At 65.3% G+C, this 22,296-nt stretch carries 21 protein-coding genes; 12 read left to right on the top strand and 9 right to left on the bottom strand.

The window, feature by feature from the left end; translation table 11 throughout:
- Nucleotide 1 precedes the first annotated feature (1 nt).
- Entirely contained in the window at nt 2-349 is a 348-nt protein-coding gene (locus CFE50_RS06480) for a hypothetical protein (protein WP_286732116.1), read from the bottom strand.
- On the bottom strand, nt 342-1,319 hold the full coding sequence (locus CFE50_RS06475; RefSeq protein WP_286732115.1) for a M23 family metallopeptidase: 978 nt from the start codon (nt 1,317-1,319) through the stop codon (nt 342-344). Before CFE50_RS06475 ends, CFE50_RS06480 begins: the two co-directional genes overlap by 8 nt.
- Nucleotides 1,320-1,524: 205 nt before the next feature.
- Between CFE50_RS06475 and CFE50_RS06470 the strand changes: the two genes are divergently transcribed.
- Entirely contained in the window at nt 1,525-1,842 is a 318-nt protein-coding gene (locus CFE50_RS06470) for a tetratricopeptide repeat protein (protein WP_241807430.1), read from the top strand.
- Here CFE50_RS06470 and CFE50_RS06465 read toward each other — a convergent pair.
- The 3 genes from CFE50_RS06465 to CFE50_RS06455 form a co-directional block, all read right to left on the bottom strand.
- Entirely contained in the window at nt 1,833-2,105 is a 273-nt protein-coding gene (locus tag CFE50_RS06465; RefSeq protein WP_007160145.1) for a PilZ domain-containing protein, read from the bottom strand. The genes CFE50_RS06470 and CFE50_RS06465 overlap by 10 nt on opposite strands.
- Nucleotides 2,106-2,273: 168 nt before the next feature.
- Complete coding sequence (locus tag CFE50_RS06460; protein WP_286732113.1) at nt 2,274-3,161, bottom strand: lysophospholipid acyltransferase; 888 nt, start codon at nt 3,159-3,161, stop codon at nt 2,274-2,276.
- Nucleotides 3,162-3,250: 89 nt separating this feature from the next.
- On the bottom strand, nt 3,251-3,835 hold the full coding sequence (locus CFE50_RS06455) for a DNA-3-methyladenine glycosylase I (protein WP_286732112.1): 585 nt from the start codon (nt 3,833-3,835) through the stop codon (nt 3,251-3,253).
- A gap of 175 nt (nt 3,836-4,010) precedes the next feature.
- Here CFE50_RS06455 and glyQ point away from each other — a divergent pair, with 175 nt between their 5' ends.
- Genes glyQ through CFE50_RS06435 form a run of 4 tightly spaced genes read left to right on the top strand, consistent with a single transcriptional unit; the run spans nt 4,011 to nt 8,322 of the window.
- A complete protein-coding gene (gene glyQ, locus CFE50_RS06450; protein WP_027598728.1) occupies nt 4,011-4,976 on the top strand; it encodes a glycine--tRNA ligase subunit alpha in 966 nt (321 codons plus the stop codon).
- Nucleotides 4,976-7,033 (top strand): glycine--tRNA ligase subunit beta, encoded by a 2,058-nt coding sequence (gene glyS, locus CFE50_RS06445; RefSeq protein WP_286732109.1) that lies wholly within the window; start codon nt 4,976-4,978, stop codon nt 7,031-7,033. The genes glyQ and glyS overlap by 1 nt, the downstream gene beginning before the upstream one ends.
- A 3-nt stretch (nt 7,034-7,036) precedes the next feature.
- A complete protein-coding gene (gene gmhB / locus CFE50_RS06440) occupies nt 7,037-7,579 on the top strand; it encodes a D-glycero-beta-D-manno-heptose 1,7-bisphosphate 7-phosphatase (RefSeq protein ID WP_007160140.1) in 543 nt (180 codons plus the stop codon).
- Entirely contained in the window at nt 7,579-8,322 is a 744-nt protein-coding gene (locus tag CFE50_RS06435; RefSeq protein WP_241807435.1) for a lysophospholipid acyltransferase family protein, read from the top strand. Before gmhB ends, CFE50_RS06435 begins: the two co-directional genes overlap by 1 nt.
- Nucleotides 8,323-8,711: 389 nt before the next feature.
- Here CFE50_RS06435 and gyrB read toward each other — a convergent pair whose 3' ends face one another.
- From gyrB to dnaA, 4 genes are read right to left on the bottom strand one after another with little or no spacing between them, the layout of a single operon-like run.
- Nucleotides 8,712-11,132, bottom strand: coding sequence for a DNA topoisomerase (ATP-hydrolyzing) subunit B (gene gyrB / locus CFE50_RS06430; RefSeq protein WP_027598724.1), 2,421 nt, complete (start codon nt 11,130-11,132; stop codon nt 8,712-8,714).
- On the bottom strand, nt 11,129-12,238 hold the full coding sequence (gene recF / locus CFE50_RS06425) for a DNA replication/repair protein RecF (protein WP_286732106.1): 1,110 nt from the start codon (nt 12,236-12,238) through the stop codon (nt 11,129-11,131). The genes gyrB and recF overlap by 4 nt, the downstream gene beginning before the upstream one ends.
- Nucleotides 12,239-12,248: 10 nt before the next feature.
- Entirely contained in the window at nt 12,249-13,352 is a 1,104-nt protein-coding gene (dnaN, locus tag CFE50_RS06420) for a DNA polymerase III subunit beta (RefSeq protein WP_007160136.1), read from the bottom strand.
- Nucleotides 13,353-13,380: 28 nt separating this feature from the next.
- A complete protein-coding gene (gene dnaA, locus CFE50_RS06415; protein ID WP_007160135.1) occupies nt 13,381-14,850 on the bottom strand; it encodes a chromosomal replication initiator protein DnaA in 1,470 nt (489 codons plus the stop codon).
- 526 nt (nt 14,851-15,376) lie between these two features.
- Here dnaA and rpmH point away from each other — a divergent pair.
- The 7 genes from rpmH to rsmG all read left to right on the top strand — a co-directional run bounded on the left by rpmH (nt 15,377) and on the right by rsmG (nt 22,291).
- Nucleotides 15,377-15,511, top strand: coding sequence for a 50S ribosomal protein L34 (gene rpmH / locus CFE50_RS06410; RefSeq protein ID WP_007160134.1), 135 nt, complete (start codon nt 15,377-15,379; stop codon nt 15,509-15,511).
- Between the two features lie 12 nt (nt 15,512-15,523).
- On the top strand, nt 15,524-15,925 hold the full coding sequence (rnpA, locus tag CFE50_RS06405) for a ribonuclease P protein component (protein WP_007160133.1): 402 nt from the start codon (nt 15,524-15,526) through the stop codon (nt 15,923-15,925).
- Nucleotides 15,918-16,166, top strand: a complete 249-nt coding sequence (yidD, locus tag CFE50_RS06400) for a membrane protein insertion efficiency factor YidD (protein ID WP_007160132.1) — start codon at nt 15,918-15,920, stop codon at nt 16,164-16,166. Before rnpA ends, yidD begins: the two co-directional genes overlap by 8 nt.
- A 2-nt stretch (nt 16,167-16,168) precedes the next feature.
- Nucleotides 16,169-17,884 (top strand): membrane protein insertase YidC, encoded by a 1,716-nt coding sequence (gene yidC, locus CFE50_RS06395; protein WP_027598723.1) that lies wholly within the window; start codon nt 16,169-16,171, stop codon nt 17,882-17,884.
- Nucleotides 17,885-17,947: 63 nt separating this feature from the next.
- Complete coding sequence (mnmE, locus tag CFE50_RS06390) at nt 17,948-19,309, top strand: tRNA uridine-5-carboxymethylaminomethyl(34) synthesis GTPase MnmE (protein ID WP_042134974.1); 1,362 nt, start codon at nt 17,948-17,950, stop codon at nt 19,307-19,309.
- Between the two features lie 445 nt (nt 19,310-19,754).
- The gene (gene mnmG, locus CFE50_RS06385) at nt 19,755-21,647 is read left to right on the top strand and encodes a tRNA uridine-5-carboxymethylaminomethyl(34) synthesis enzyme MnmG (protein ID WP_286732104.1); all 1,893 of its coding nucleotides are present in this window, start codon (nt 19,755-19,757) and stop codon (nt 21,645-21,647) included.
- Nucleotides 21,647-22,291: a 16S rRNA (guanine(527)-N(7))-methyltransferase RsmG gene (gene rsmG / locus CFE50_RS06380; RefSeq protein WP_286732102.1), complete on the top strand. Its 645-nt coding sequence runs from the start codon at nt 21,647-21,649 to the stop codon at nt 22,289-22,291. The genes mnmG and rsmG overlap by 1 nt, the downstream gene beginning before the upstream one ends.
- Nucleotides 22,292-22,296 lie beyond the last annotated feature (5 nt).

Here is a 22,296-nt window from a genome sequence, read left to right as displayed (position 1 = left end):
GCTAGGGTTTCTGATTCTGGCGGCGGAAAAAGGCCAGCTCCGTGGTCAGCCGCTCGATCTGCGCCAGCAGGGCGGCGTTGCGCTGGGTCAGCTGGCGTTCGGTGGCCGTGCCCAGCTGCAGCTCCAACGCCTGGCGCGCCAGGCGCTCGCCGAGTTGCTGGTTCTCCCTCTGCAAGGCGTGCACGGCGGCCTGCTGTTCCAGCTGCAGGCGATAGCTGACCACCAGCAACAGCATGGGGATCAGCAGGAGCAGCGCGAGCCCCAGCGTTCTGGCCAGGGACCGACGCGGCGTGAGCTGCAGACGCACCTCGCCGCGCAGCAGCTCGCGACTCGACGATCTGCTAGTCACGCGCCGGAGCCCCGACGTCACGTTCGAGCGGGCCCAGGGCGAGGAAGCGCTGGGGATCGACGAACTGCCCGCCGCGCAAAACTTCGAAATGCAGGTGGGCCCCCGTGGAGCGTCCGGTGGAGCCGACTGCTCCAAGCGGTTGGCCGGGCGTGACCACCTGGCCTTCCCTGACGAAGATGCGACTCAGGTGGGCATAGCGGGTGACCAAGGTATTGCCATGGTCCACTTCCACCCGATAGCCATAGCCACCCAGGACGCCCGCGGCCTGGATCCGACCGCCTGCGGCGGCGCGCACCTGGGTACCCGTGGGCGCGGCGAAGTCGAGGCCGGAATGAAAGGCCAGATGACCGTTGAAGGGATCGATCCGATTGCCGAACGCAGAGCCCAGGCGTGCCTGGTCCACCGGACGCTGAGAGGGAATCGCCATCAGCGCTGCATTGCGACTGGCCACTCGGTTCAACAGCAGATCCAGCTGTTGGCGCAGACACAAGGCCACCTGCTCGCTGGATCCGAGTACCCGCATCGGCAATCCCTGATCGACAGCGCCGGCATTGCAGGCCCTGGGAGGCAACCAGGCGCCGCCCTGGGGGCCGTGAGGCCTGGGTTCCGCCAGTAGCGCCGGCAACAGCGCCGGATCGACGGCCGTCACCCGGTCGCGCAAGGTCTGGTTCTGTTCCAGCATGAGCTGCAGGGCTTGGGTATCGGCTTCCAACGATTGCAGGCGGCCGACCAGCCTACCCATCCGCTCCAGCGCCAGCGACTCGCCCGCGGCCTCCGCCGACCGGGTTGCCGCCACGCCGACAGCGGGTTCGGCAGGCGTCATCCGCCCGCCGAACCAGCAGCCGAGGGCGAAGGTGGCGAGCGAACTCAACGCCAGGAGCCAGAGCCGAGGCCCATGCCAGCGAGGCGCCTCGACGACGCGGACGCGCTCGCGGACGAGTTTGCGACTGCAAGAAGAGAACACGTTCATCGAGAGCCTGCGGCCATCCTGAATGCCGGGAGACCCAACAGGATAATGCGAAATCCATCACAAAAAACCGCTGAAAGCCCCGTTCCAGACCAACTCGCCCGTCCGCCGGACATATGGCACCCGCCTGGGAGATTCGCCAGACCGCCATGGCTGCGGGCAGAATGATCGGCCCCCGTCCGTCCCCAGCCTGCCAATTGAGGCCACCATGCTCGAATCCCTGGAGAAGATGCTCGCCCGCGGCCAGGACAACGCCCTGCTGAGATTCGGCCTGGGCAAGGGTTATCTGGATGCCGGAGAGCCTGCACGGGCGATCGAGCACCTGGCGCGTTGCGTCGAATTCGATCCGGCCTATTCGGCGGCCTGGAAGCTGCTGGGCAAGGCCCAAGAGGAGAGTGGCGACCTGGCCAGCGCCGAGGCGGCCTGGACCCAGGGCCTGCAGGCGGCGCAAGCCAGGGGCGACAAGCAGGCGGAAAAGGAGATGACGGTGTTTCTCAAGCGCCTGGCGCGCCGCGCTCAGTCCTGATCGCGGAGGAATCTGAGGCCCGCGCCGTCACCGTCGGTGCGCATGACTTCCATGGTCACCTTGGGCGCTTCGATCGGCAGGTCGAGCACCTGGCCGACCACCCGGGTGCCCTGCGGCAGCCGGGTCAGCTCGGGATGCACCACATAGACGCCGCCATCGGACAGGTCGCGGGTCTCGCCGACGATCTCGCCATCCGGATAGGCGATCCACAGCCGGCACTTGAGCGGGGTACGGGTATGCTGGCGCTGATCGCGCGAATTCATCGCCTGACTCCCTGGCTTAGGCGCTCCCTTGAGGTCCTGGCAGCTTCCGGCAAAGCCCGGCGCCTGTCAGCCGCGCGCCGACCGAACGGTGCTGGCGAAGCGCCGAGCGATAGGTCATGGGACCACCGCCTGCCCCTCGGCGCCCGGACCGGACCCGGGCGCTAGACCTCAGTACCACTTCTCCTCGCCATCCGGGCGACTCTTGAATCTCTTCATGCTCCACATGTACTGGGTCGGATAGCGCCGCACGTAGCCGGCCAGCACCTCGCTCATGGCGGCCACCGAGACCTCCGGATCCGGGTCGTACATGGCCGGCGGCGCCGCTTCCAGGATCACCTTGTAGCCGCTGCCGTCTGCCAGGCGCACGGCATGGAAGAACACCCCGCGGGCCTTGCCGCGCGCCAGCAGCGAGGGCACGAACTTGCTGGTCAGGGCGGTGGTGCCGAGAAAGGGCACGAAGAGGCCGGCGCTGCGACTCGGCTCGGGATCGGCCGGGATACCCACGGCGCCGCCGCGCCGGACTTCCTTGATCACGCTGATGATGCCTTCCGGGGTGGAGGGCGCCACGCGATTGCCCAGCTGCACCCGCTGGCGCTTGAGCAGCTCGTCCACCGCCTTGAGCTTGGGCGGCCGGTAGAAGATGATCGGCTTGGCATGGGAGCAGTAGAAGTGGTTGAGCAACTCCCAGTTGCCCAGGTGGCTGGTGATGCCCACCACGCCATCGCCGGAGGCCAGGGCTTCCTGCAGGACGTCCATGCCTTCCACCTCGCGCACCAGGCGCAAGGAACGCTGCGGCGACCAGATCCAGGCGCAGGCGCTTTCGGTCAGGGTCTTGCCTATACCGCGCAGGCACTCGCGCGACAGCCGTTCCAGACCGGCGGCATCGAGTTCGGGAAAACAGTGGGCGAGGTTGATGCGGGTGACCTTGCTGGCGCGGGTCGGCAGCTTCCACATGCACCAGCCGATGAATCCACCCAGGCGCTGCACCAGCGGCCAGGGCAGCAGGGCGAAAAGGCGCAGGAAGGCGATCATCAGCGCGCCTTTGAATCTTTCCAAAAGAGGGCTCCTGTCTGAATGCCCAGACAGTTTACCGTCTACAAGCCCCGGAAACGTTAAGAAAGCGTAAGGTTCGCGCCAACTGGCAGCTATACATTCGACTTTTCCTGCAGCTCTGGCGACGCAGACGCCAATTCGCCATGGCGATCGCAATCGAGGGTGTGGTCCATGACCAGGCCCATGGCCTGCATGAAGGCATAGCAGATGGTCGGGCCGACGAAGGTGAAACCGGCCCGCTTGAGCGCCTTGCTCATGGCCTCGGCTTCCGGGGTGATCGCCGGCACCTCGCTGCGATCGCGGAAACGATTGATGCGCGGCGCACCGCCGACAAAGGACCACAGCCAGCCGGCAGGGTCTTCGAGGCGCAACCAGGCCTGGGCATTCTGACGAGCGGCGCGCAGCTTGGCGCCATTGCGGATGATGCCCGGGTCCTGCATCAGCACCGCGATCTCGGCATCGCTCAGTTGCGCCAGGCGCCTGGGATCGAAGCCATGCAGCACCTGACGATAGCGCTCGCGCTTCTTCAGCACGGTGATCCACGACAGTCCGGCCTGGAAGCCCTCCAGCAGGAGGAATTCGAAGAGTACCGCCGGATCGCGCTGGGGCACGCCCCATTCGTGGTCGTGATACTCGATGTACAGCGGATCGGCGGTGCACCAGAAGCAACGCGGCATGGCGAAGACTCGGTCGAGAAGGGAAGGCCTCACCTTAGCGCAATTACCCGCCAACGGAGACAGCCCGTCCGGACTACCCGGCCAGCCGCCCGGCCGCGACACGCGCCCCATGCGGGCGACGGCGGCTTTCGGCTATACTCCCCGGCTTTTCGTCGCAGCCGAACGGGTATTTTTCGTGAGCCAGTCCAAGCCCACCGTGCGCACCTTCCAAGACTTGATCCTGGCCTTGCAGCAATACTGGGCCGAGCAGGGCTGCGTGGTACTCCAGCCCTATGACATGGAAGTCGGCGCCGGTACCTTCCACACCGCCACCTTCCTGCGCGCCATCGGTCCCGAGACCTGGAACGCCGCCTATGTGCAGCCCAGCCGCCGCCCCACCGACGGCCGCTACGGCGAGAACCCCAATCGCCTGCAGCACTACTACCAGTTCCAGGTGGTCCTGAAGCCCAACCCGGACAACTTCCAGGAGCTCTACCTCGGCTCCCTGGCCGCCATCGGCCTGGATCCGCTGGTGCACGACGTGCGCTTCGTCGAGGACAACTGGGAATCGCCCACCCTGGGCGCCTGGGGTCTGGGCTGGGAAGTCTGGCTCAACGGCATGGAAGTCACCCAGTTCACCTACTTCCAGCAGGCGGGCGGTCTCGAGTGCTACCCGGTGACCGGCGAGATCACCTATGGCCTGGAGCGCCTGGCCATGTACCTGCAGGGCGTGGATTCGGTCTATGACCTGATCTGGGCCGACGGCCCCTTCGGCACCGTGACCTACGGCGACGTCTTCCACCAGAACGAGGTGGAGCAGAGCACCTACAACTTCGAGCACGCCAATGTGCCCAAGCTGTTCGAGCTGTTCGACTTCTACGAGTCCGAGGCCAATCGCCTGATCGCCCTGGACCTGCCGCTGCCCACCTACGAGATGGTGCTCAAGGCCTCCCACACCTTCAACCTGCTGGACGCCCGTCGCGCCATCTCGGTGACCGAGCGCCAGCGCTACATCCTGCGCGTGCGCACCCTGGCGCGCAGCGTCGCCCAGGGCTATTTCAAGGCTCGGGCACGGCTGGGCTTCCCGCTGGCCAGCCCCGCGCTGCGTGACGAGGTCCTGGGTCGCGACGATGTCCAGGCGCTGCTCAAGGAGGGCGAATGATGAGCACCACTCTGGATTTCCTGGTCGAACTGGGTACCGAAGAACTGCCACCCAAGGTGCTCAAGACCCTTGGCGACAGCTTTCTCGCCGGCATCGAGAAGGGCCTCAAGCAGGCCGGTCTCGGCTATGCCAGCGCCCGCGCCTATGCCGCGCCGCGTCGTCTGGCGGTGCTGGTCGAAGCCCTGCAGATCCAGCAGCCCGAACGTAGCGTCAACCTGGACGGCCCGCCGCTGCAGGCCGCCTTTGGCGCCGATGGCCAGCCGACCCAGGCGGCCCTGGGTTTCGCCCGCAAGTGTGGCGTCGACATCAGCGCCATCGACCGCAGCGGTCCCAAGCTGAGATTCTCCCAGAGCATTCCCGGTCAACCGGCGGCCAGCTTGCTGCCCGGCATCGTCGAAGCCTCCCTGGCCGAGCTGCCGATTCCCAAGCGCATGCGCTGGGCCGCCCGCCGCGAGGAATTCGTGCGTCCGACCCAGTGGCTGGTGATGCTGCTGGGTGACGAGGTCATCGACTGCGAGATCCTGACCCGCCGGGCCGGCCGTGAGTCCCGTGGCCATCGCTTCCACCATCCCGACGCCGTGCGCATCAGCGCCCCGGCCCACTACGCCGCCGACCTGCGCGCCGCCCATGTGCTGGCCGACTTCGCCGAGCGCCGCCAGCTGATCGAATCCCGCGTGGCCGAACTGGCCGCGGCGGAGCAGGGCAGCGCCGTGGTGCCGCCCGCGCTGCTGGACGAGGTGACCGCCCTGGTGGAATGGCCGGTGCCGCTGGTCTGCGCCTTCGAGGAACGCTTCCTTGAGGTGCCCCAGGAAGCCCTGATCACCACCATGCAGGACAACCAGAAGTACTTCTGCCTGCTGGACGCCCAGGGCAAGCTCCTGCCGCGCTTCATCACCGTGGCCAACCTGGAGAGCAAGGATCCGGCGCAGATCGTCAGCGGCAACGAGAAGGTGGTCCGCCCCCGTCTCACCGACGCCGAATTCTTCTTCAAGCAGGACCAGAAGCAGCCGCTGGAAAGCTTCAACGAGCGCCTCAAGAACGTGGTCTTCCAGGCCCAGCTCGGTACCGTCTACGACAAGGCCCAGCGCGTCGCCGCCCTGGCCGCCTTTATCGCCGAACGCATCGGCGGTGATGCCGAGCGCGCCCACCGCGCCGGTGTGCTCGCCAAGTGCGACCTGGCCACCGAGATGGTCGGCGAATTCCCCGAGATGCAGGGCATCGCCGGCTACTACTACGCCAAGAAGGGCGGCGAGGCCGACGACGTGGCCCTGGCGCTCAACGAGCAGTACATGCCGCGCGGCGCCGGCGCCGAATTGCCGCAGACCCTGACCGGTGCCGCCGTGGCCCTGGCCGACAAGCTCGACACCCTGGTCGGCATCTTTGGCATTGGCATGCTGCCCACCGGCAGCAAGGACCCCTTCGCCCTGCGGCGCCAGGCCCTGGGGGTGCTGCGCATCCTCATCGAGAAGGGCCTGGAGCTGGATCTGCCGGCCGCCGTCGCCTTCGCCATCGCCGGTTACGGCGAGCGGGTCAAGGCCGCGGGGCTGCAGGAGCAGGTGCTGGACTTCGTCTTCGACCGGCTGCGTGCCCGCTACGAGGACGAAGGCGTCGACACCGCCGCCTACCTGGCGGTACGCGCCCTGCGCCCGGCCTCGGCGCTGGACTTCGATCAGCGCGTCCAGGCCGTGCAGGCCTTCCGCCGCCTGCCCGAGGCCGAAGCCCTGGCCGCCGCCAACAAGCGCGTCTCCAACCTGCTCGGCAAGTTCGAGGGCACGGTCGCCGCCCAGGCCGATGCCGCGCTGTTCGAGACCGACGCCGAGCGCACCCTGGCCGTGGCCATCGCCGATGCCGAGCGGGAAGCCGCGCCCCTGGCCGAAGCCCGCCGGTATCGCGAAGCCCTGGAGCTCCTGGCCAGCCTGCGCATGCCGGTGGATGCCTTCTTCGACGAGGTGCTGGTCAACGCCGAGGACGAGCGCGTCCGCGCCAATCGCTATGCGCTGCTCGCCCACCTGCGCGGCCTGTTCCTGGGCATCGCCGACATCTCGGTGCTGGGCTAGGGCATGAAGCTGATCGTGCTGGACCGCGATGGCGTCATCAATGTCGATTCCGATGACTACGTGCGCAGCGCCGAGCAGTGGCAACCGCTGCCCGGCAGCCTCGCCGCCATCGCTCGCCTGAACCGGGCCGGCTGGCAGGTGGCCGTGGCCACCAACCAGTCCGGCCTGGCCCGCGGCTACTTCACGGCAGACGACCTGACGGCCATGCACGAGAAATTGCAGCGGCTGCTGGCGGAGGAGGGCGGTCGGGTCGACCTGATCCTGCACTGCCCCCATGGCCCGGAAGCGGGCTGCGACTGCCGCAAGCCGCTGCCCGGCCTGTTTCGCGCCATCGCCCACCACTATGGCCGGGCCGACCTGAACGGCGTGCCAGTGGTGGGCGACAGCCTGCGCGATCTGGAAGCCGGCGTGGCCCTTGGCTGCACGCCCTGTCTGGTGCGTACCGGCAAGGGCGAGCGCACCCTGGCCAAGCCCTTGCCAGCCGGCACCCGGGTCTTCGCCGACCTGGCCGCGGTGGCTGATCACCTGCTTGAGGAAGCGCCCTGATGCGGCTCTTGCGTACCCTGTTGTTCTATGTGCTGCTGGGCACCAGCGGCATTCTCTGGTCCTGCGTCAGCCTGCTGATCGCCCCCTTCCTCGCCTATCGCGCCCGCTATCGGCTGGTGGTCAAGGCCTGGACCGGTTTCGCCGTCTGGCTGGCCAAGGTCATCTGCGGCATCCGCTACGAGATCGAAGGCCTGGAAAACGTCCCGGCGCAGCCCTGCGTGATCGTGGCCAACCACCAGAGCACCTGGGAAACCTTTTTCCTCTCCGCCCAGTTCGAGCCCACTTCCCAGGTGATCAAGCGCGAATTGCTGCGGATTCCCTTCTTTGGCTGGGCCTTCTCGCTGCTCAAGCCGATCGCCATCGACCGCGACAACGGCAAGCTGGCCCTGCAGCAGCTGACGGAGCAGGGCGGTCGCTATCTGGCCCAGGGTTGCTGGGTGCTGATCTTTCCCCAGGGCACCCGCATCGATCACGGCCAGATGGGCAAGTTCTCTCGCGGTGGCGCCGCCCTGGCCTGCAGCCTGAACGTGCCCATCCTGCCCATCGCCCATGACGCCGGTGCCTACTGGCCCAATCGCTCCTGGATCAAGTCGCCGGGGACCATCAAGGTCAGCATCGGTCCGCTGCTCCATCCCCAGGGTCAGGATCCGCGCGCCATCGTCGATCTCAATGCTCGCTGCTTCGCCTTCATCGAACAGGCCCTGGCGCCCAAGCCCGACGCCAGTCCCGCCTGCGCTGCGTAGCCTGACCGCCAGGCCGCGAGGCCTGGCGGTTTCCACCCCTTTTCCGCCCTTTTCCCACAGACTTATCCACAGGCCAGGTCGAGCCTTTGGTGTGGGCGAATTTTGGTCCGCTACCGCGGATGCGTCGTCATCCACAAGTACCGACAAGCTTATTCCCAGGCTTATCCACAGGATCGTCCGTTATAGCCTGTGTCTCTATGCCGCATGGCACGGCCTCTTTACGCAAATTTTCTGTGGTGATCAAAAGCGGCTGAGGAAAACTATCCACAAAACCTCTGGCTATAAGATGAACGGCGTTCGCTCCCGGGGAACGAAACGCTGCGGCTCTCTAGGCAGAATGTTTTCCACAAAAAAGCCCCGCATGGCGGGGCTTGTGCATAACCGCGGGATCAGACGTCGAGGTTCGACACGGCCAGGGCGTTGCTCTCGATGAAGTCGCGGCGCGGCTCCACCTGATCGCCCATCAGGGTGTTGAAGATCTGATCGGCGGCGATGGCGTCCTCGATGGTCACCTGCAGCATGCGGCGCACGTTCGGGTCCATGGTGGTTTCCCACAGCTGATCCGGATTCATCTCGCCCAGGCCCTTGTAGCGCTGGATGTTGAATCTCTTGCTGGTCTCCACCATCAGCCATTCCCAGGCTTCCTTGAAGGTGCTGACCGGGCGCCGGCGTTCGCCGCGCTTGGCGTAGGCGCCTTCTTCCAGCAGGTTGTCCAGCTGGGCGGCCAGCTCGGTCACCAGGCGGTAATCGTTGCTGCCGAAGAAATCCCGGTTGAAGGTGACGTAGCTGGACAGGCCGTGGGCACGGGTCTCGACCTCCGGCAGCCACAGGCTGCGCTCGCGGTCTTCGCGCAGGCTCAGGGTGTAGGTGGTGCCATTGCGCTCGGCAGCCTTCAGGCGCGTCTCCAGGCCGGCCAGCCACTGGCGCATGGCCGCCTCGTCACCCAGCTGCTCCACGCCCACGCGGGGCAGGTACAGCAGGTGCTCGCTGACATCGGCCGGATAGAGGCGCGACAGGCGCTTGAAGGTCTTCATCACCTGGCGATAGCTGTTCACCAGCTTCTCGAGTTCCACGCCGGACAGGCCCGGGGCGTTCTCGTTGACGTGCAGGCTGGCTTCCTCGAGGGCGGTCTGGGTCAGGTATTCCTCCATCGCCTCGTCGTCCTTGATGTACTGCTCCTGCTTGCCACGCTTCACCTTGTACAGCGGCGGCTGAGCGATGTAGATGTAGCCCCGCTCGATCAACAGCGGCATCTGGCGGAAGAAGAAGGTCAGCAGCAGGGTACGGATGTGCGAACCGTCGACGTCAGCATCGGTCATGATGATGATGTTGTGGTAGCGCAGCTTGTCGATATTGAACTCTTCGCGACCGATACCGCAGCCCAGCGCGGTGATCAGGGTGCCCACCTCCTGGGAGGAGAGCATCTTGTCGAAGCGGGCCTTCTCGACGTTGAGGATCTTGCCCTTGAGCGGCAGGATCGCCTGGGTGCGCCGGTTGCGGCCCTGCTTGGCCGAACCACCGGCGGAGTCACCCTCCACGATGTAGAGTTCGGACAGCGCCGGGTCCTTTTCCTGGCAGTCCGCCAGCTTGCCGGGCAGACCGGCGATGTCCAGGGCGCCCTTGCGGCGGGTCATCTCCCGCGCCTTGCGCGCCGCTTCCCGGGCCCGGGCCGCGTCGATCATCTTGCCGACCACTGCCTTGGCCTCGTTGGGATTCTCCAGCAGGAAGTCGGAGAAGTACTTGCCCATCTCCTGCTCCACAGCGGTCTTCACCTCGGAGGAGACCAGCTTGTCCTTGGTCTGGGAGGAGAACTTGGGATCCGGCACCTTGACCGAGATGATGGCGGTCAGGCCTTCCCGGGCGTCGTCACCGGTGGTGGCCACCTTGAACTTCTTGGCCAGGCCCTCGGCCTCGATGTAGTTGTTCAGGTTGCGCGTCAGTGCCGAGCGGAAGCCCGCCAGGTGGGTACCGCCATCGCGCTGGGGAATGTTGTTGGTGAAGCAGAGGATGTTCTCGTTGAAGCTGTCGTTCCACTGCAGGGCCACTTCCACGCCGACGCCATCGTCGTCGCGCTGCACCTGGAAATGGAACACCTCGTTCACCGCGGTCTTGTTGGTGTTGAGGTAGTCGACGAAGGCACGCAGGCCGCCTTCGTACTTGAACAGCTCTTCCTTGCCGCTGCGCTCGTCGCGCAGGACGATGCCGACACCGGAGTTGAGGAAGGACAGCTCGCGAATCCGCTTGGCCAGGATGTCCCAGCTGAACTGGATGTTGCTGAAGGTCTCGGCGGACGGCTTGAAGTGCACCTGGGTACCGGTGGTGTCGGTCTCGCCGATCACCGCCAGCGGTGCCTGGGGCACGCCATGCACATAGACCTGCTCCCACACCTGGCCGGCGCGGCGAATGGTCAGCCGCAGCTCCTCGGACAGGGCGTTCACCACCGAGACGCCCACGCCGTGCAGGCCGCCGGACACCTTGTAGGTGTTGTCGTCGAACTTACCGCCGGCGTGCAGCACGGTCATGATGACCTCGGCCGCGGAAACGCCTTCTTCCTTGTGGATATCCACCGGGATGCCGCGACCGTTGTCGCGCACGGTGATGGATTCGTCCATGTGGATGGTGATGCTGATCTCGCTGCAGAAGCCGGCCAGGGCCTCGTCGATGGAGTTGTCCACCACCTCGAAGACCATGTGGTGCAGGCCGGTGCCGTCATCGGTGTCGCCGATGTACATGCCGGGGCGCTTGCGCACGGCATCCAGTCCCTTCAGCACCTTGATGCTGGAAGAGTCGTAGGTATTGGTCTCGCTCATGCTTGGCTCCCGCTAGTGTGGGTCTGCTTGATATGGCCGTGTTCCACGTGGAACACGCTGACCTCTGTCTCCGGCCGCCAGGCGGCCTGTAGCGTCTCGCGCTCGACACAGGTGATGAAGACTTGGCACCCCAGTGCCTCCAGCAGCCGGCACAAGGCCAGCCGGTGTCCCTCGTCCAGTTCCGAGGGCAGGTCGTCGATGAGATAGACGCACTGGCCCCGCTTGACCTGGTTGACCAGCCGCCCCTGGGCGATGCGCAGTGCGCACACCACCAGCTTCTGCTGGCCGCGCGACAGGATGTCCGCCGCGTTGTGATTGCCGATGCGGATCCGCAGGTCGGCGCGTTGGGGACCGGCCTGGGTATGCCCCAGCTGCAGATCCCGCGGCAGGCTGTCCGCCAGCACCTCGCGCAGATCGCGCTCGCGGTCCCAGCCGCGGTAGTAACTCAGGGTCAGGCCGTCGAGCTGGATCAGCTTGGCCAGCACTGCGGTGAATTCCGGTTTCAGGCGCTGGATGTAGGCCTGGCGAAAGCCATCGATCTCGGCACTGGCCAGGGCCAGTTCCTGATCCCAGGCGGCCTGCGCCGCAGGGTCGATTTTACCACGTCTGAGCCAGTGATTTCGCTGCCTGAGCGCCTTTTGCAGGCGTTGCCATAGGGGCAGAAAACGCTGTTCCTCGTGGAACACGCCCCAGTCGAGAAACTGCCGTCTGATCTTGGGACTGCCTTCGAGCAGCCGGAAGCCGTCGGGGTTGATCAGCTGCAGCGGCAGCACCTCGGCCAGCTGCGCCGCACTGCGGGCATTCTCGCCGTTGATGCGGATCTGGTAGTCGCCGCCGCGCTCGCGCTGGATGCCCAGGTTGCAATCCTGGCCCCCGGGCAGCCGCACCTGGCCGAACACCGTGCAGCTGGCCTGCTCGTGCTGGATGACCGGCGCCAGCTTGGTGCTGCGAAAGGAGCGGGCCAGGCCCAGCAGGTGGATGGCTTCCAGCAGGCTGGTCTTGCCGCTGCCGTTGGCGCCGTGCAGCAGGTTGACCCGGGGCGAGGGCTGAAGCGCGACCGCCTGCAGATTGCGCAGGCGGTCGACGTTGAAGCGGATCAGCGTCATCGAGCGGCGATCAGAGGCGCATCGGCATCACGACATAGGAGGAATCGTCGTTGCCCGCCTCCTGCAACAGCGCACTGCTGCTGGAATCGGACAGGGTGATGCGCACCTGGTCGGTGGTCATCACGCCGAGCACGTCGAGCAGGTAGCTGACGTTGAAGCCGATCTCCAGGCTGCCGCCGTCGTAATCGACCTGCAGTTCTTCCTCGGCCTCTTCCTGCTCCGGGTTGTTGGCCTGGATCTTCATGAAGCCGTTTTCCAGCTGCAGGCGGATACCGCGGTACTTCTCGTTGGAGAGAATGGCGGTGCGGCTGAACGCCTCGCGCAGGTGCTGACGTTCGCCCAATACCAGCTTGTCGCCATGCCGCGGCAGGACGCGCTCGTAGTCGGGGAACTTGCCGTCCACCAGCTTGGAGGTAAAGGTGAAGTCCCCGGTGGTGGCGCGGATATGGTGCTGGCCCAGCACCACGTTGACCGGCTCTTCCGGCTCGGTGAGCAGGCGCGACAGTTCCAGGATGCCCTTGCGCGGCACGATGACCTGGTGCTTCTCGGCCTGGTCGACGTCGGCTTCCAGCATGCACATGGCCAGGCGGTGACCATCGGTGGCCACGGCGCGCAGGCGCCCGGTGCTGGCTTCGAGCAGCATGCCGTTGAGGTAGTAGCGCACGTCCTGCTGAGCCATGGCGAAGCCGGTGCGCTCGATCAGGCGGCGCAGGCGCCCCTGGGGAATGCTGAACTTCAGCGAACCCGGACCTTCCTCCACGGTGGGGAAGTCGTTGGCCGGCAGGGTGGACAGGGTGAAACGGCTGCGTCCGGCGCGGATCAGCAGCTTCTGCTCCTCGGTGCGGATGTCGATCAGCGCATCGGGCTGCAGGCTCTTGCAGATATCCATCAGCTTGCGCGCCGGCACGGTGATTTCGCCGGCTTCGGCGGCTTCTTCCAGATCGACCCGGCCAACCAGCTCGACTTCCAGGTCGGTACCGGTCAGCGACAGCCGCTGGCCTTCCACGACCAGGAGTACGTTGGACAGCACCGGCAGCGTTTGCCGACGTTCCACGACACCGGCCACCAGCTGCAGCGGTTTCAACAGGGCTTCGCGTTGAATGGTGAAATGCATGGTCAGGTCCTTGCCAGGGCCGCGTCCGTCAGGTCGTCAGGGTACGCAGCAGGTTCTTGTAATCCTCGCGGATATCCGCGTCGGATTCCCGAAGTTCGGCGATCTTGCGACAGGCGTGCAACACCGTCGTGTGATCGCGTCCGCCAAAGGCGTCGCCGATTTCCGGCAGGCTGTGGTTGGTCAGCTCCTTGGACAGCGCCATGGCGACCTGCCGCGGCCGGGCCACCGAACGCGAGCGGCGTTTGGACAGCAGATCAGCGATCTTGATCTTGTAGTACTCGGCCGCAGTGCGCTGGATGTTGTCGATGCTGACCAGCTTGTCCTGCAGCGCCAGGAGATCCTTGAGCGATTCGCGGATCAGCTCGATGGTGATGTCGCGGCCCATGAAGTGGGCATGGGCGATCACCCGCTTGAGCGCGCCTTCCAGTTCCCGCACGTTGGAGCGGATGCGCTGGGCGATAAAGAAGGCGGCGTCGTGGGGCAGGTCGACCTTGGCCTGGTCGGCCTTCTTCATCAGGATCGCCACCCGCGTTTCCAGCTCCGGGGGCTCCACCGCCACGGTGAGACCCCAGCCGAAGCGCGACTTGAGCCGCTCTTCCAGGCCGTCGATCTCCTTGGGATAGCGGTCGCTGGTGAGGATCACCTGTTGTCCACCTTCGAGCAGGGCATTGAAGGTGTGGAAAAACTCTTCCTGCGAACGCTCCTTGCGGGCGAAGAACTGGATGTCGTCGATCAGCAGCGCGTCCACCGAGCGGTAGAAGCGCTTGAATTCGTTGATGGCGTTGAGCTGCAGCGCCTTGACCATGTCGGCGACGAAGCGCTCCGAATGCAGATAGACGATCTTGGCGTTCGGATTGCGCTTGAGCAGGTGATTGCCCACCGCGTGCATCAGGTGGGTCTTACCCAGACCCACGCCGCCATAAAGGAAGAGCGGGTTGTACCCGTGCTTGGGATTGTCCGCCACCTGCCAGGCCGCGGCGCGGGCCAGCTGGTTGGACTTGCCCTCGACGAAGTTCTCGAAGGTGAAGGTACGGTTCAGGTAGCTGGTGTGCTTGAGCGCGCCCTCCACCTGCACGGTGCGTTCGGTCTTGACCGCCGGCTCGTCGGCCTCGGCCAGTTCCGCGGTCACGTCTTCCAGAGCCACGCCCGCGGTGACGATGTCCGACTGGATCGGCTGCGGAGCCTGCACCGGAGGAGGCAGCGGGGTGCTCTGGCTGCTTGGCGTCTGCGCCGGACGCGGCTTGTTGCTGCGCTTGCTGCCGATCAACAGGGACAGCACCGGGGCGATGCCGTCGTCGGCATGTTCCTCGAGCAATTCGAGGATGCGGCTCAGGTACTTCTCGTTGACCCAGTCGAGCACGAAGCGATTGGGCGCGAACACCCGCAGCTCATCCCCTTCCGCTTCCACCTGCAGTGGCCGGATCCAGGTATTGAATTGTTGCGAAGGCAGCTCGTCGCGCAGCACATCCACGCAACGTTGCCAGAGTTCGACCGACACAGCGTCTCCCAAGAACTGGAGCGGCCCGGACGGGCCATGAGCAAACGCCCATTGTATCCCTCCCCACCCGGGTTATCCACATGACCGCGCAGTTTCCCAACAGATAGCCGTCACGAAGGCAACGGGCGGACCCACGACCGTCAGCTCTGTGGATAACGCCGTCTGACCTCTCTGGACATCCCAGGGCTTTGCGCTGTGGATAATCCAGCTGTGCGTAACAGCCTTGCTTATCCACAGCCTCTCAGCAGGCAGAGCACCCGAACTGCACCTGTTGAAAACAGACTTTCCGTCCCCGCTCCGAGCAGAGCCCGTCTGGCCTGGCACGATCTATCCACAGAAATCCGCTGCACCATACATATTCACTTCAACAGTCTTTTAAAACCTTCTGACCTGTTGATTTTATTTGCCTGGTCTCCTGTCAGCCGGTGCTGGTTGGAAATTGACCTGTACCGAGGCTTTCTCTAGAATCGCCGGTCTCTTTGCGCGGGGCACTCATGCCTTGCCGCTTTCACCTAGGTAAAAGTCCATGAAACGCACCTTCCAACCCAGCACCCTGAAGCGCGCCCGTGTCCACGGTTTCCGTGCTCGTATGGCAACCAAGAACGGCCGTCAGGTTCTGTCCCGTCGCCGTGCCAAAGGCCGCAAGCGTCTGGCGATCTGATTGCCCGGTCAGGTGGTGAGTCAGGGTTTCGGTCGGGACAGGCGCTTACTGAGCTCCCAACAGTTCCAAGCGGTCTTTGACTCTCCCACCCACAAGGCATCCGGCAAGCACCTGCTGCTGCTCGCCCATGCCAATGGGCTCGACCATTCCCGCCTCGGGCTGGTCATCGGCAAGAAGAGCGTCAAGCTTTCTGTCGAGCGCAATCGCATCAAGCGGGTCATCCGGGATTCCTTCCGTCTGAATCAGGACCGCCTGGGCAGCTTCGATCTGGTCTTCGTCGCCCGCAAGGGACTTGGCGAAGTCGACAATCCCGAATTGCACGATCAGCTGCTGCAACTGTGGAAACGTCTCAATCGCCAGGCGAGCAAGACCGTTGCCCACCCAATCGACAGTCCCGACGGTGCTCATGCGTAAACCGGCCCTGCTGCTGATTCGCTTCTACCGTTACGCCATCAGCCCCATGATGGCCAGTCACTGTCGTTTCTATCCGACCTGTTCCGGTTACGCCCTCGAAGCCATCGAGCGCCACGGGCTGCTGCGTGGTGGCTGGCTGACCACACGGCGACTGTGCCGGTGCCATCCCTGGCACTCAGGCGGATATGATCCCGTTCCTCCCGCAAAGAACCCAGCCCCGACCTCTTCGATGGCCGAGTAAACATGGATATCAAGCGCCCGCTACTCATTGCCGCCTTGGCGATCGTGTCCTACACCCTGGTTTTCCAGTGGAACAAGGATTACGGCCAGGCCGATCTGCCCACGGCCAAGACGCAGACCAGCGTCCTGCCGGGCGATACCCCCAACGTGCCCACCGACGTACCGGCCGATGCCAAGGCCGCGGCGCCAGTGGACAACTCGGCCGCCCAACCGAGCACCGCGCTCATCAAGGTGCGTACCGACGTCCTGGATCTGGCCATCGATCCGCGCGGTGGTGACATCGTCCAGCTCGGACTGGTGCAGTACCCCCGTCGCCAGGACCACCCCGACGTTCCCTTCATGCTGTTCGACAACGGCAACGAGCGTCTCTACCTGGCCCAGAGCGGCCTGACCGGTGCCAACGGACCCGACGCCAACAGCGCCGGTCGTCCGCTGTACACCTCGGCGCAGTCCAGCTACGTGCTCGCCGATGGCCAGCCGCAACTGGTGGTGGATCTCAAGTACCAGGCCAATGGCGTGGACTACACCAAGAGATTCACCTTCCACCGGGGCCTGAAGGTCGATTGTTCGGACGCCGAGAAGGCGCAGAAGAAGATCACCTGCATCAATCCGGACGCCTACCAGATCCAGGTCAGCTACCTGATCGACAACCACAGCGCCAACGCCTGGAACGGCGTGCTCTACGCCCAGCTCAAGCGTGACAAGAGCGGCGATCCCTCGGCCACCACAGCCACCGGCGTGTCCACCTACCTGGGCGCCGCGGTCGGCACCCCGGCCGAGCCCTATCGCAAGGTGTCCATGAGCGACATGGACAAGAACCGCCTGCAGGAATCCGTGCAGGGCGGCTGGGTGGGTTGGCTGCAGCACTACTTCGTCACCGCCTGGGTGCCGAACAAGGATGAGCAGCACCAGATCACCACCCGCAAGGACGCCCAGGGCAACTACATCGTCGGCTTCACCGGTCCGCAGTTCAGCGTGCCGGCGGGTGGCAAGGGCGAGACCTCGCTGACCCTCTATGCCGGTCCGAAGATCCAGGAGCACCTCAAGACCCTGTCCCACGGCCTGGAACTGACCGTCGACTACGGCTTCCTGTGGTTCATCGCCCAGCCGATTTTCTGGCTGCTGCAGCATATCCACAGCATCCTGGGTAACTGGGGCTGGTCGATCATCGTCCTGACCATCATCATCAAGATGCTGTTCTTCCCGCTGTCCGCCGCCAGCTACCGTTCCATGGCGCGCATGCGTGCCGTCGGCCCGCGACTGCAGGCGCTGAAGGAACAGTATGGCGACGATCGCCAGAAGATGTCCCAGGCGATGATGGAGCTGTACCGCAAGGAGAAGATCAATCCCCTGGGTGGCTGCCTGCCCATCGTGGTGCAGATGCCGGTGTTCCTGGCGCTGTACTGGGTGCTGCTGGAAAGCGTCGAGATGCGCCAGTCGCCCTGGATGTTCTGGATCACCGACCTGTCGGCCAAGGATCCCTTCTTCATCCTGCCGATCATCATGGGCGGTACCATGCTGGTGCAGCAGATGCTCAACCCGGCACCGCCGGATCCCATGCAGGCCAAGGTCATGAAGATGATGCCGATCATCTTCACCTTCTTCTTCCTGTGGTTCCCGGCCGGTCTGGTGCTGTACTGGATCGTCAACAACTGCCTGTCGATCCTGCAGCAGTGGTACATTACCCGGAAGATCGAGGCGGCCAGCAAGAAGGCCTGACCCCGCTCATTCTGTCCACACGACGCCCCTTGATTGGGGCGTCGTGCTTTCTGGAGGATCGTCATGTCCCTGCCTTCCGACAGTATCGCCGCCATCGCCACCGCCACCGGGCGCGGCGGGGTCGGCATCGTCCGCGTCTCCGGTCCCCTGGCCGCCCCGTTGGCGCGGGCGATCTGCGGCCGCGAGCTGCCGCCCCGGCATGCCCACTACGGCAACTTCCTCGCCGCCGACGGCAGCGTGCTGGACGCCGGCATCGCGCTGTTCTTTCCCGGCCCCAACTCCTTCACCGGCGAAGACGTGCTGGAACTCCAGGGCCATGGCGGCCCGGTGATCCTCGACCTGCTGCTGCGCCGCACCCTGGAAGAGGGCGCGCGCCTGGCCCGCCCGGGTGAATTCAGCGAACGCGCCTTTCTCAACGACAAGCTCGACCTGGCCCAGGCCGAAGCCATCGCCGACCTCATCGAGGCGAGCACCGAACAGGCGGCGCGCAATGCCCTGCGTTCGCTGCAGGGCGAATTCTCGCGCCGGGTGGAGAGCCTGGTCGAACAGTTGATCCGCCTGCGCATCTATGTCGAGGCGGCCATCGACTTTCCCGAGGAAGAGATCGACTTCCTCGCCGATGGCCGGGTCCAGGGCCTGCTGGAGGGCGTCCAGGCCGAACTGCACGAGGTCCAGCGCGAAGCCAACCGCGGCGCCCTGCTGCGCGACGGCATGACCGTGGTGATCGCCGGTCGCCCCAATGCCGGCAAGTCCAGCCTGCTCAACGCCTTGGCCGGGCGTGAGGCCGCCATCGTCACCGACATCGCCGGCACCACCCGGGATGTCCTGCGCGAACATATCCACCTCGATGGCATGCCGCTGCATGTGGTCGATACCGCCGGCCTGCGCGACACCAGCGACCGGGTCGAGCAGATCGGGGTCCAGCGCGCCCTGGATGCCATTGCCGGCGCCGACCGGGTACTGCTGGTGGTGGACGCCAGCGCCCCGGAAGCCCGGGACCCCCAGGCGCTCTGGCCGGAACTGCTGAGCACCCGGCCGCCGCTGGACAAGCTGACGGTGATCCGCAACAAGGCCGACCTCACCGGTGAGCCCACCGGGCTGCTGGCGACCGAGCCGGTCGAGATCAGTCTCAGCGCCACCGATGGCGCCGGTATCGAAGCCCTGCGCGAGCATCTCAAGGCCTGCATGGGCTTCGAACAGACCACCGAAGGCGGCTTCAGCGCCCGCCGCCGCCATCTGGATGCCCTGCAGCGGGCTGCCAGCGCCCTGGACCACGGCTATCGCCAACTCACCCTGGCCGGCTCCGGCGAGCTGCTGGCCGAAGACCTGCGCCAGGCCCAGCAGGTGCTTGGCGAGATCACCGGCGCCTTCAGCTCCGACGACCTGCTCGGGCGCATCTTCTCCAGCTTCTGCATCGGCAAATAGCCTCCCGCCCGCCGTTCCCGGCCTGTGCAACGCAGGCCTTGGCTGTCCTCATCTCCCCTTTCCAGAGTCCTGTTGATAACCCTGCCTGAGGTCTGCCCATAAATCGGTGCACGAACTGTCCATGACTGGCGTTGTGGATAAGCGGGCAAAGGGTCCACAGGATGCTGAGAGCTTGTATTCATCCACAGCACAAGACGTACACGGGGTTCAGGTTTTCCCCAGCCCAGCGTTGACGAGGGCTGCATAGGCTTATCCACAGCGAAGGGCCTGCATATACATAAGCTCTATATCAGTCCTTTTAAAACTTTCTTCCCTATTGTTTATATTGGGTGTCTGCCAGGCCGGCTGATCATTTTTTGGCCAGAGCCCCCTTCTGCAAGCGACGTCCAGGCCTTATACTTGCCGGCTTTCCTTTGAATTCCTGCCAACAGGCACGAGGTGCGTGGTGGACTTTCCTTCCCGTTTCGACGTCATCGTGATCGGCGGCGGCCATGCCGGTACCGAAGCGGCCTTGGCGGCCGCTCGCATGGGTGTGCGCACCCTGCTGCTCACGCATAATGTGGAAACTCTCGGCCAGATGAGCTGCAACCCCGCCATCGGCGGCATCGGCAAGAGCCATCTGGTCAAGGAGATCGATGCCCTGGGCGGCGCCATGGCCGCGGCCACGGATCTCGCCGGCATCCAGTTCCGCATTCTCAACAGCCGCAAGGGACCTGCCGTGCGCGCCACTCGCGCCCAGGCCGATCGCGTGCTGTACAAGGCGGCCATCCGCTACACGCTGGAAAACCAGCCGAACCTGTGGATATTCCAGCAGGCCTGCGACGACCTCATCGTCGAAGGCGATCGCGTCGCCGGCGTGATCACCCAGATGGGCCTGAAATTCCATGCCGACAACGTGGTGCTCACTGCCGGGACCTTCCTCGGTGGTCTTATCCACATCGGTCTGCAGAACCACAGCGGTGGACGAGCCGGGGACCCGCCGGCCATCGCCCTGGCCCAGCGCCTGCGTGAACTGCCGCTGCGGGTATCGCGACTGAAGACCGGCACGCCGCCACGCATCGACGGCCGCTCGGTGGACTTCTCGGTGATGACCGAGCAGCCTGGCGACACTCCCTTGCCGGTGATGTCCTTTCTCGGCAATCGCGAGCAGCATCCGACGCAGGTCAGCTGCTGGATCACCCACACCAATGCCCGCACCCACGACATCATCCGCGCCAACCTGGATCGTTCGCCCATGTACTCCGGCGTGATCGAAGGGGTAGGGCCGCGCTACTGTCCGTCCATCGAAGACAAGATCCACCGCTTCGCCGACAAGGACAGCCATCAGGTCTTTCTCGAGCCCGAGGGGCTGACCACCCACGAGCTCTATCCCAACGGCATCTCCACCTCGCTGCCCTTCGATGTGCAGCTCGAGGTGGTGCGCTCCATGCGCGGCATGGAGAACGCCCACATCCTGCGACCCGGCTACGCCATCGAATACGACTTCTTCGATCCGCGGGATCTCAAGTACAGCCTGGAAACCAAGGTCATCGCCGGCCTGTTCTTCGCCGGCCAGATCAATGGCACCACCGGCTACGAAGAAGCCGGCGCCCAGGGGCTGCTCGCCGGTGCCAACGCCGCGCTGCGCGCCCAGGGCCGCGAGGCCTGGTGTCCGCGCCGCGACGAGGCCTACCTCGGCGTGCTGGTGGACGACCTCATCACCCTGGGCACCCAGGAGCCCTATCGGATGTTTACCTCGCGTGCCGAATACCGGCTGATCCTGCGCGAAGACAACGCCGACCTGCGCCTGACCGAGAAGGGTCGCGAGCTGGGCCTGGTGGACGATCAGCGCTGGGCGCTGTTCGAAGCCAAGCGCGAGGGCATCGCCCTGGAAGAGCAGCGCCTCAAGGCGACCTGGATCCGTCCGGGCACGCCCCAGGGCACGGCGGTGGCCGAACGCTTCGGCACCCCGCTCAACCACGAATACAACCTGCAGAACCTGCTGGCCCGCCCGGAGATCGACTACGCCGGCCTGATGGCCGCGGTGGGCGAAACGCCGGCCGAGACCCAGGTCGCCGAGCAGATCGAGATCAAGACCAAGTACGCCGGCTACATCGATCGCCAGCAGGACGAGATCCAGCGGCTGCGCGCCAGCGACGCCGTGGCGCTGCCCGCCGAGCTGGACTACGCCAGCATCTCCGGCCTGTCCAAGGAGATTCAGCACAAGCTGGCCCAGGCCCGCCCCGAAACCCTCGGTCAGGCCTCGCGCATTCCCGGGGTCACCCCGGCGGCGGTCTCGCTGCTGCTGATCCACCTGAAGAAGCGCAGCGCCGGTCGCAGCCTGGAGCACAGCGCCTGATGGCCAGCGCGATTCAAGCCAACGAACTGCGCCAGGGCGCCGAGACGCTCGGCGTGGCGCTGTCCACCGCCGTGGAAGAGCGCCTGCTGGGCTACCTGGACCTGCTGGTCAAGTGGAACAAGGCCTACAACCTCACCGCGGTGCGCGATCCCAACGAGATGGTCTCGCGGCACCTGCTGGACAGCCTCAGCATCGTCCCCTACGTGGGCGCCGGGCACTGGCTGGACGTAGGCAGCGGCGGCGGCATGCCGGGCATTCCCCTGGCGATCCTCTTTCCGGAGTCGCGCTTCACCCTGCTCGACAGCAACGGCAAGAAGACGCGCTTCCTGACCCAGGCCAGGATCGAGCTGGGGCTGGCCAATCTCGAGGTGGTGCATGCCCGCGTCGAGGCCTACCAGCCCGCCGCGCCCTTCACCGGCATCGTCTCGCGGGCGTTCAGCGCCATCGACGACCTCGCCACCTGGACGCGCCACCTGGGCGACAACCAAACACAGTGGCTGGCGATGAAGGGGCTGCACCCCGACGACGAGCTGGCCAAGCTACCAGCGGATTTCCGGGTTGCGGCGGCGCACGTCCTCGCGGTTCCCGGTTGCCAAGGCCAGCGGCACTTGCTGATACTGCGCCGCACGAACGGAGAGGGGTAAGGCGG

Origin of the sequence: Pseudomonas sp. PGPPP4 (assembly GCF_002256045.1) — a bacterium.
GTDB lineage: Bacteria > Pseudomonadota > Gammaproteobacteria > Pseudomonadales > Pseudomonadaceae > Chryseomonas > Chryseomonas oryzihabitans.
Note: the sequence above shows the minus strand (reverse complement) of the source record. Positions and strands in the feature narration are given on the sequence as shown.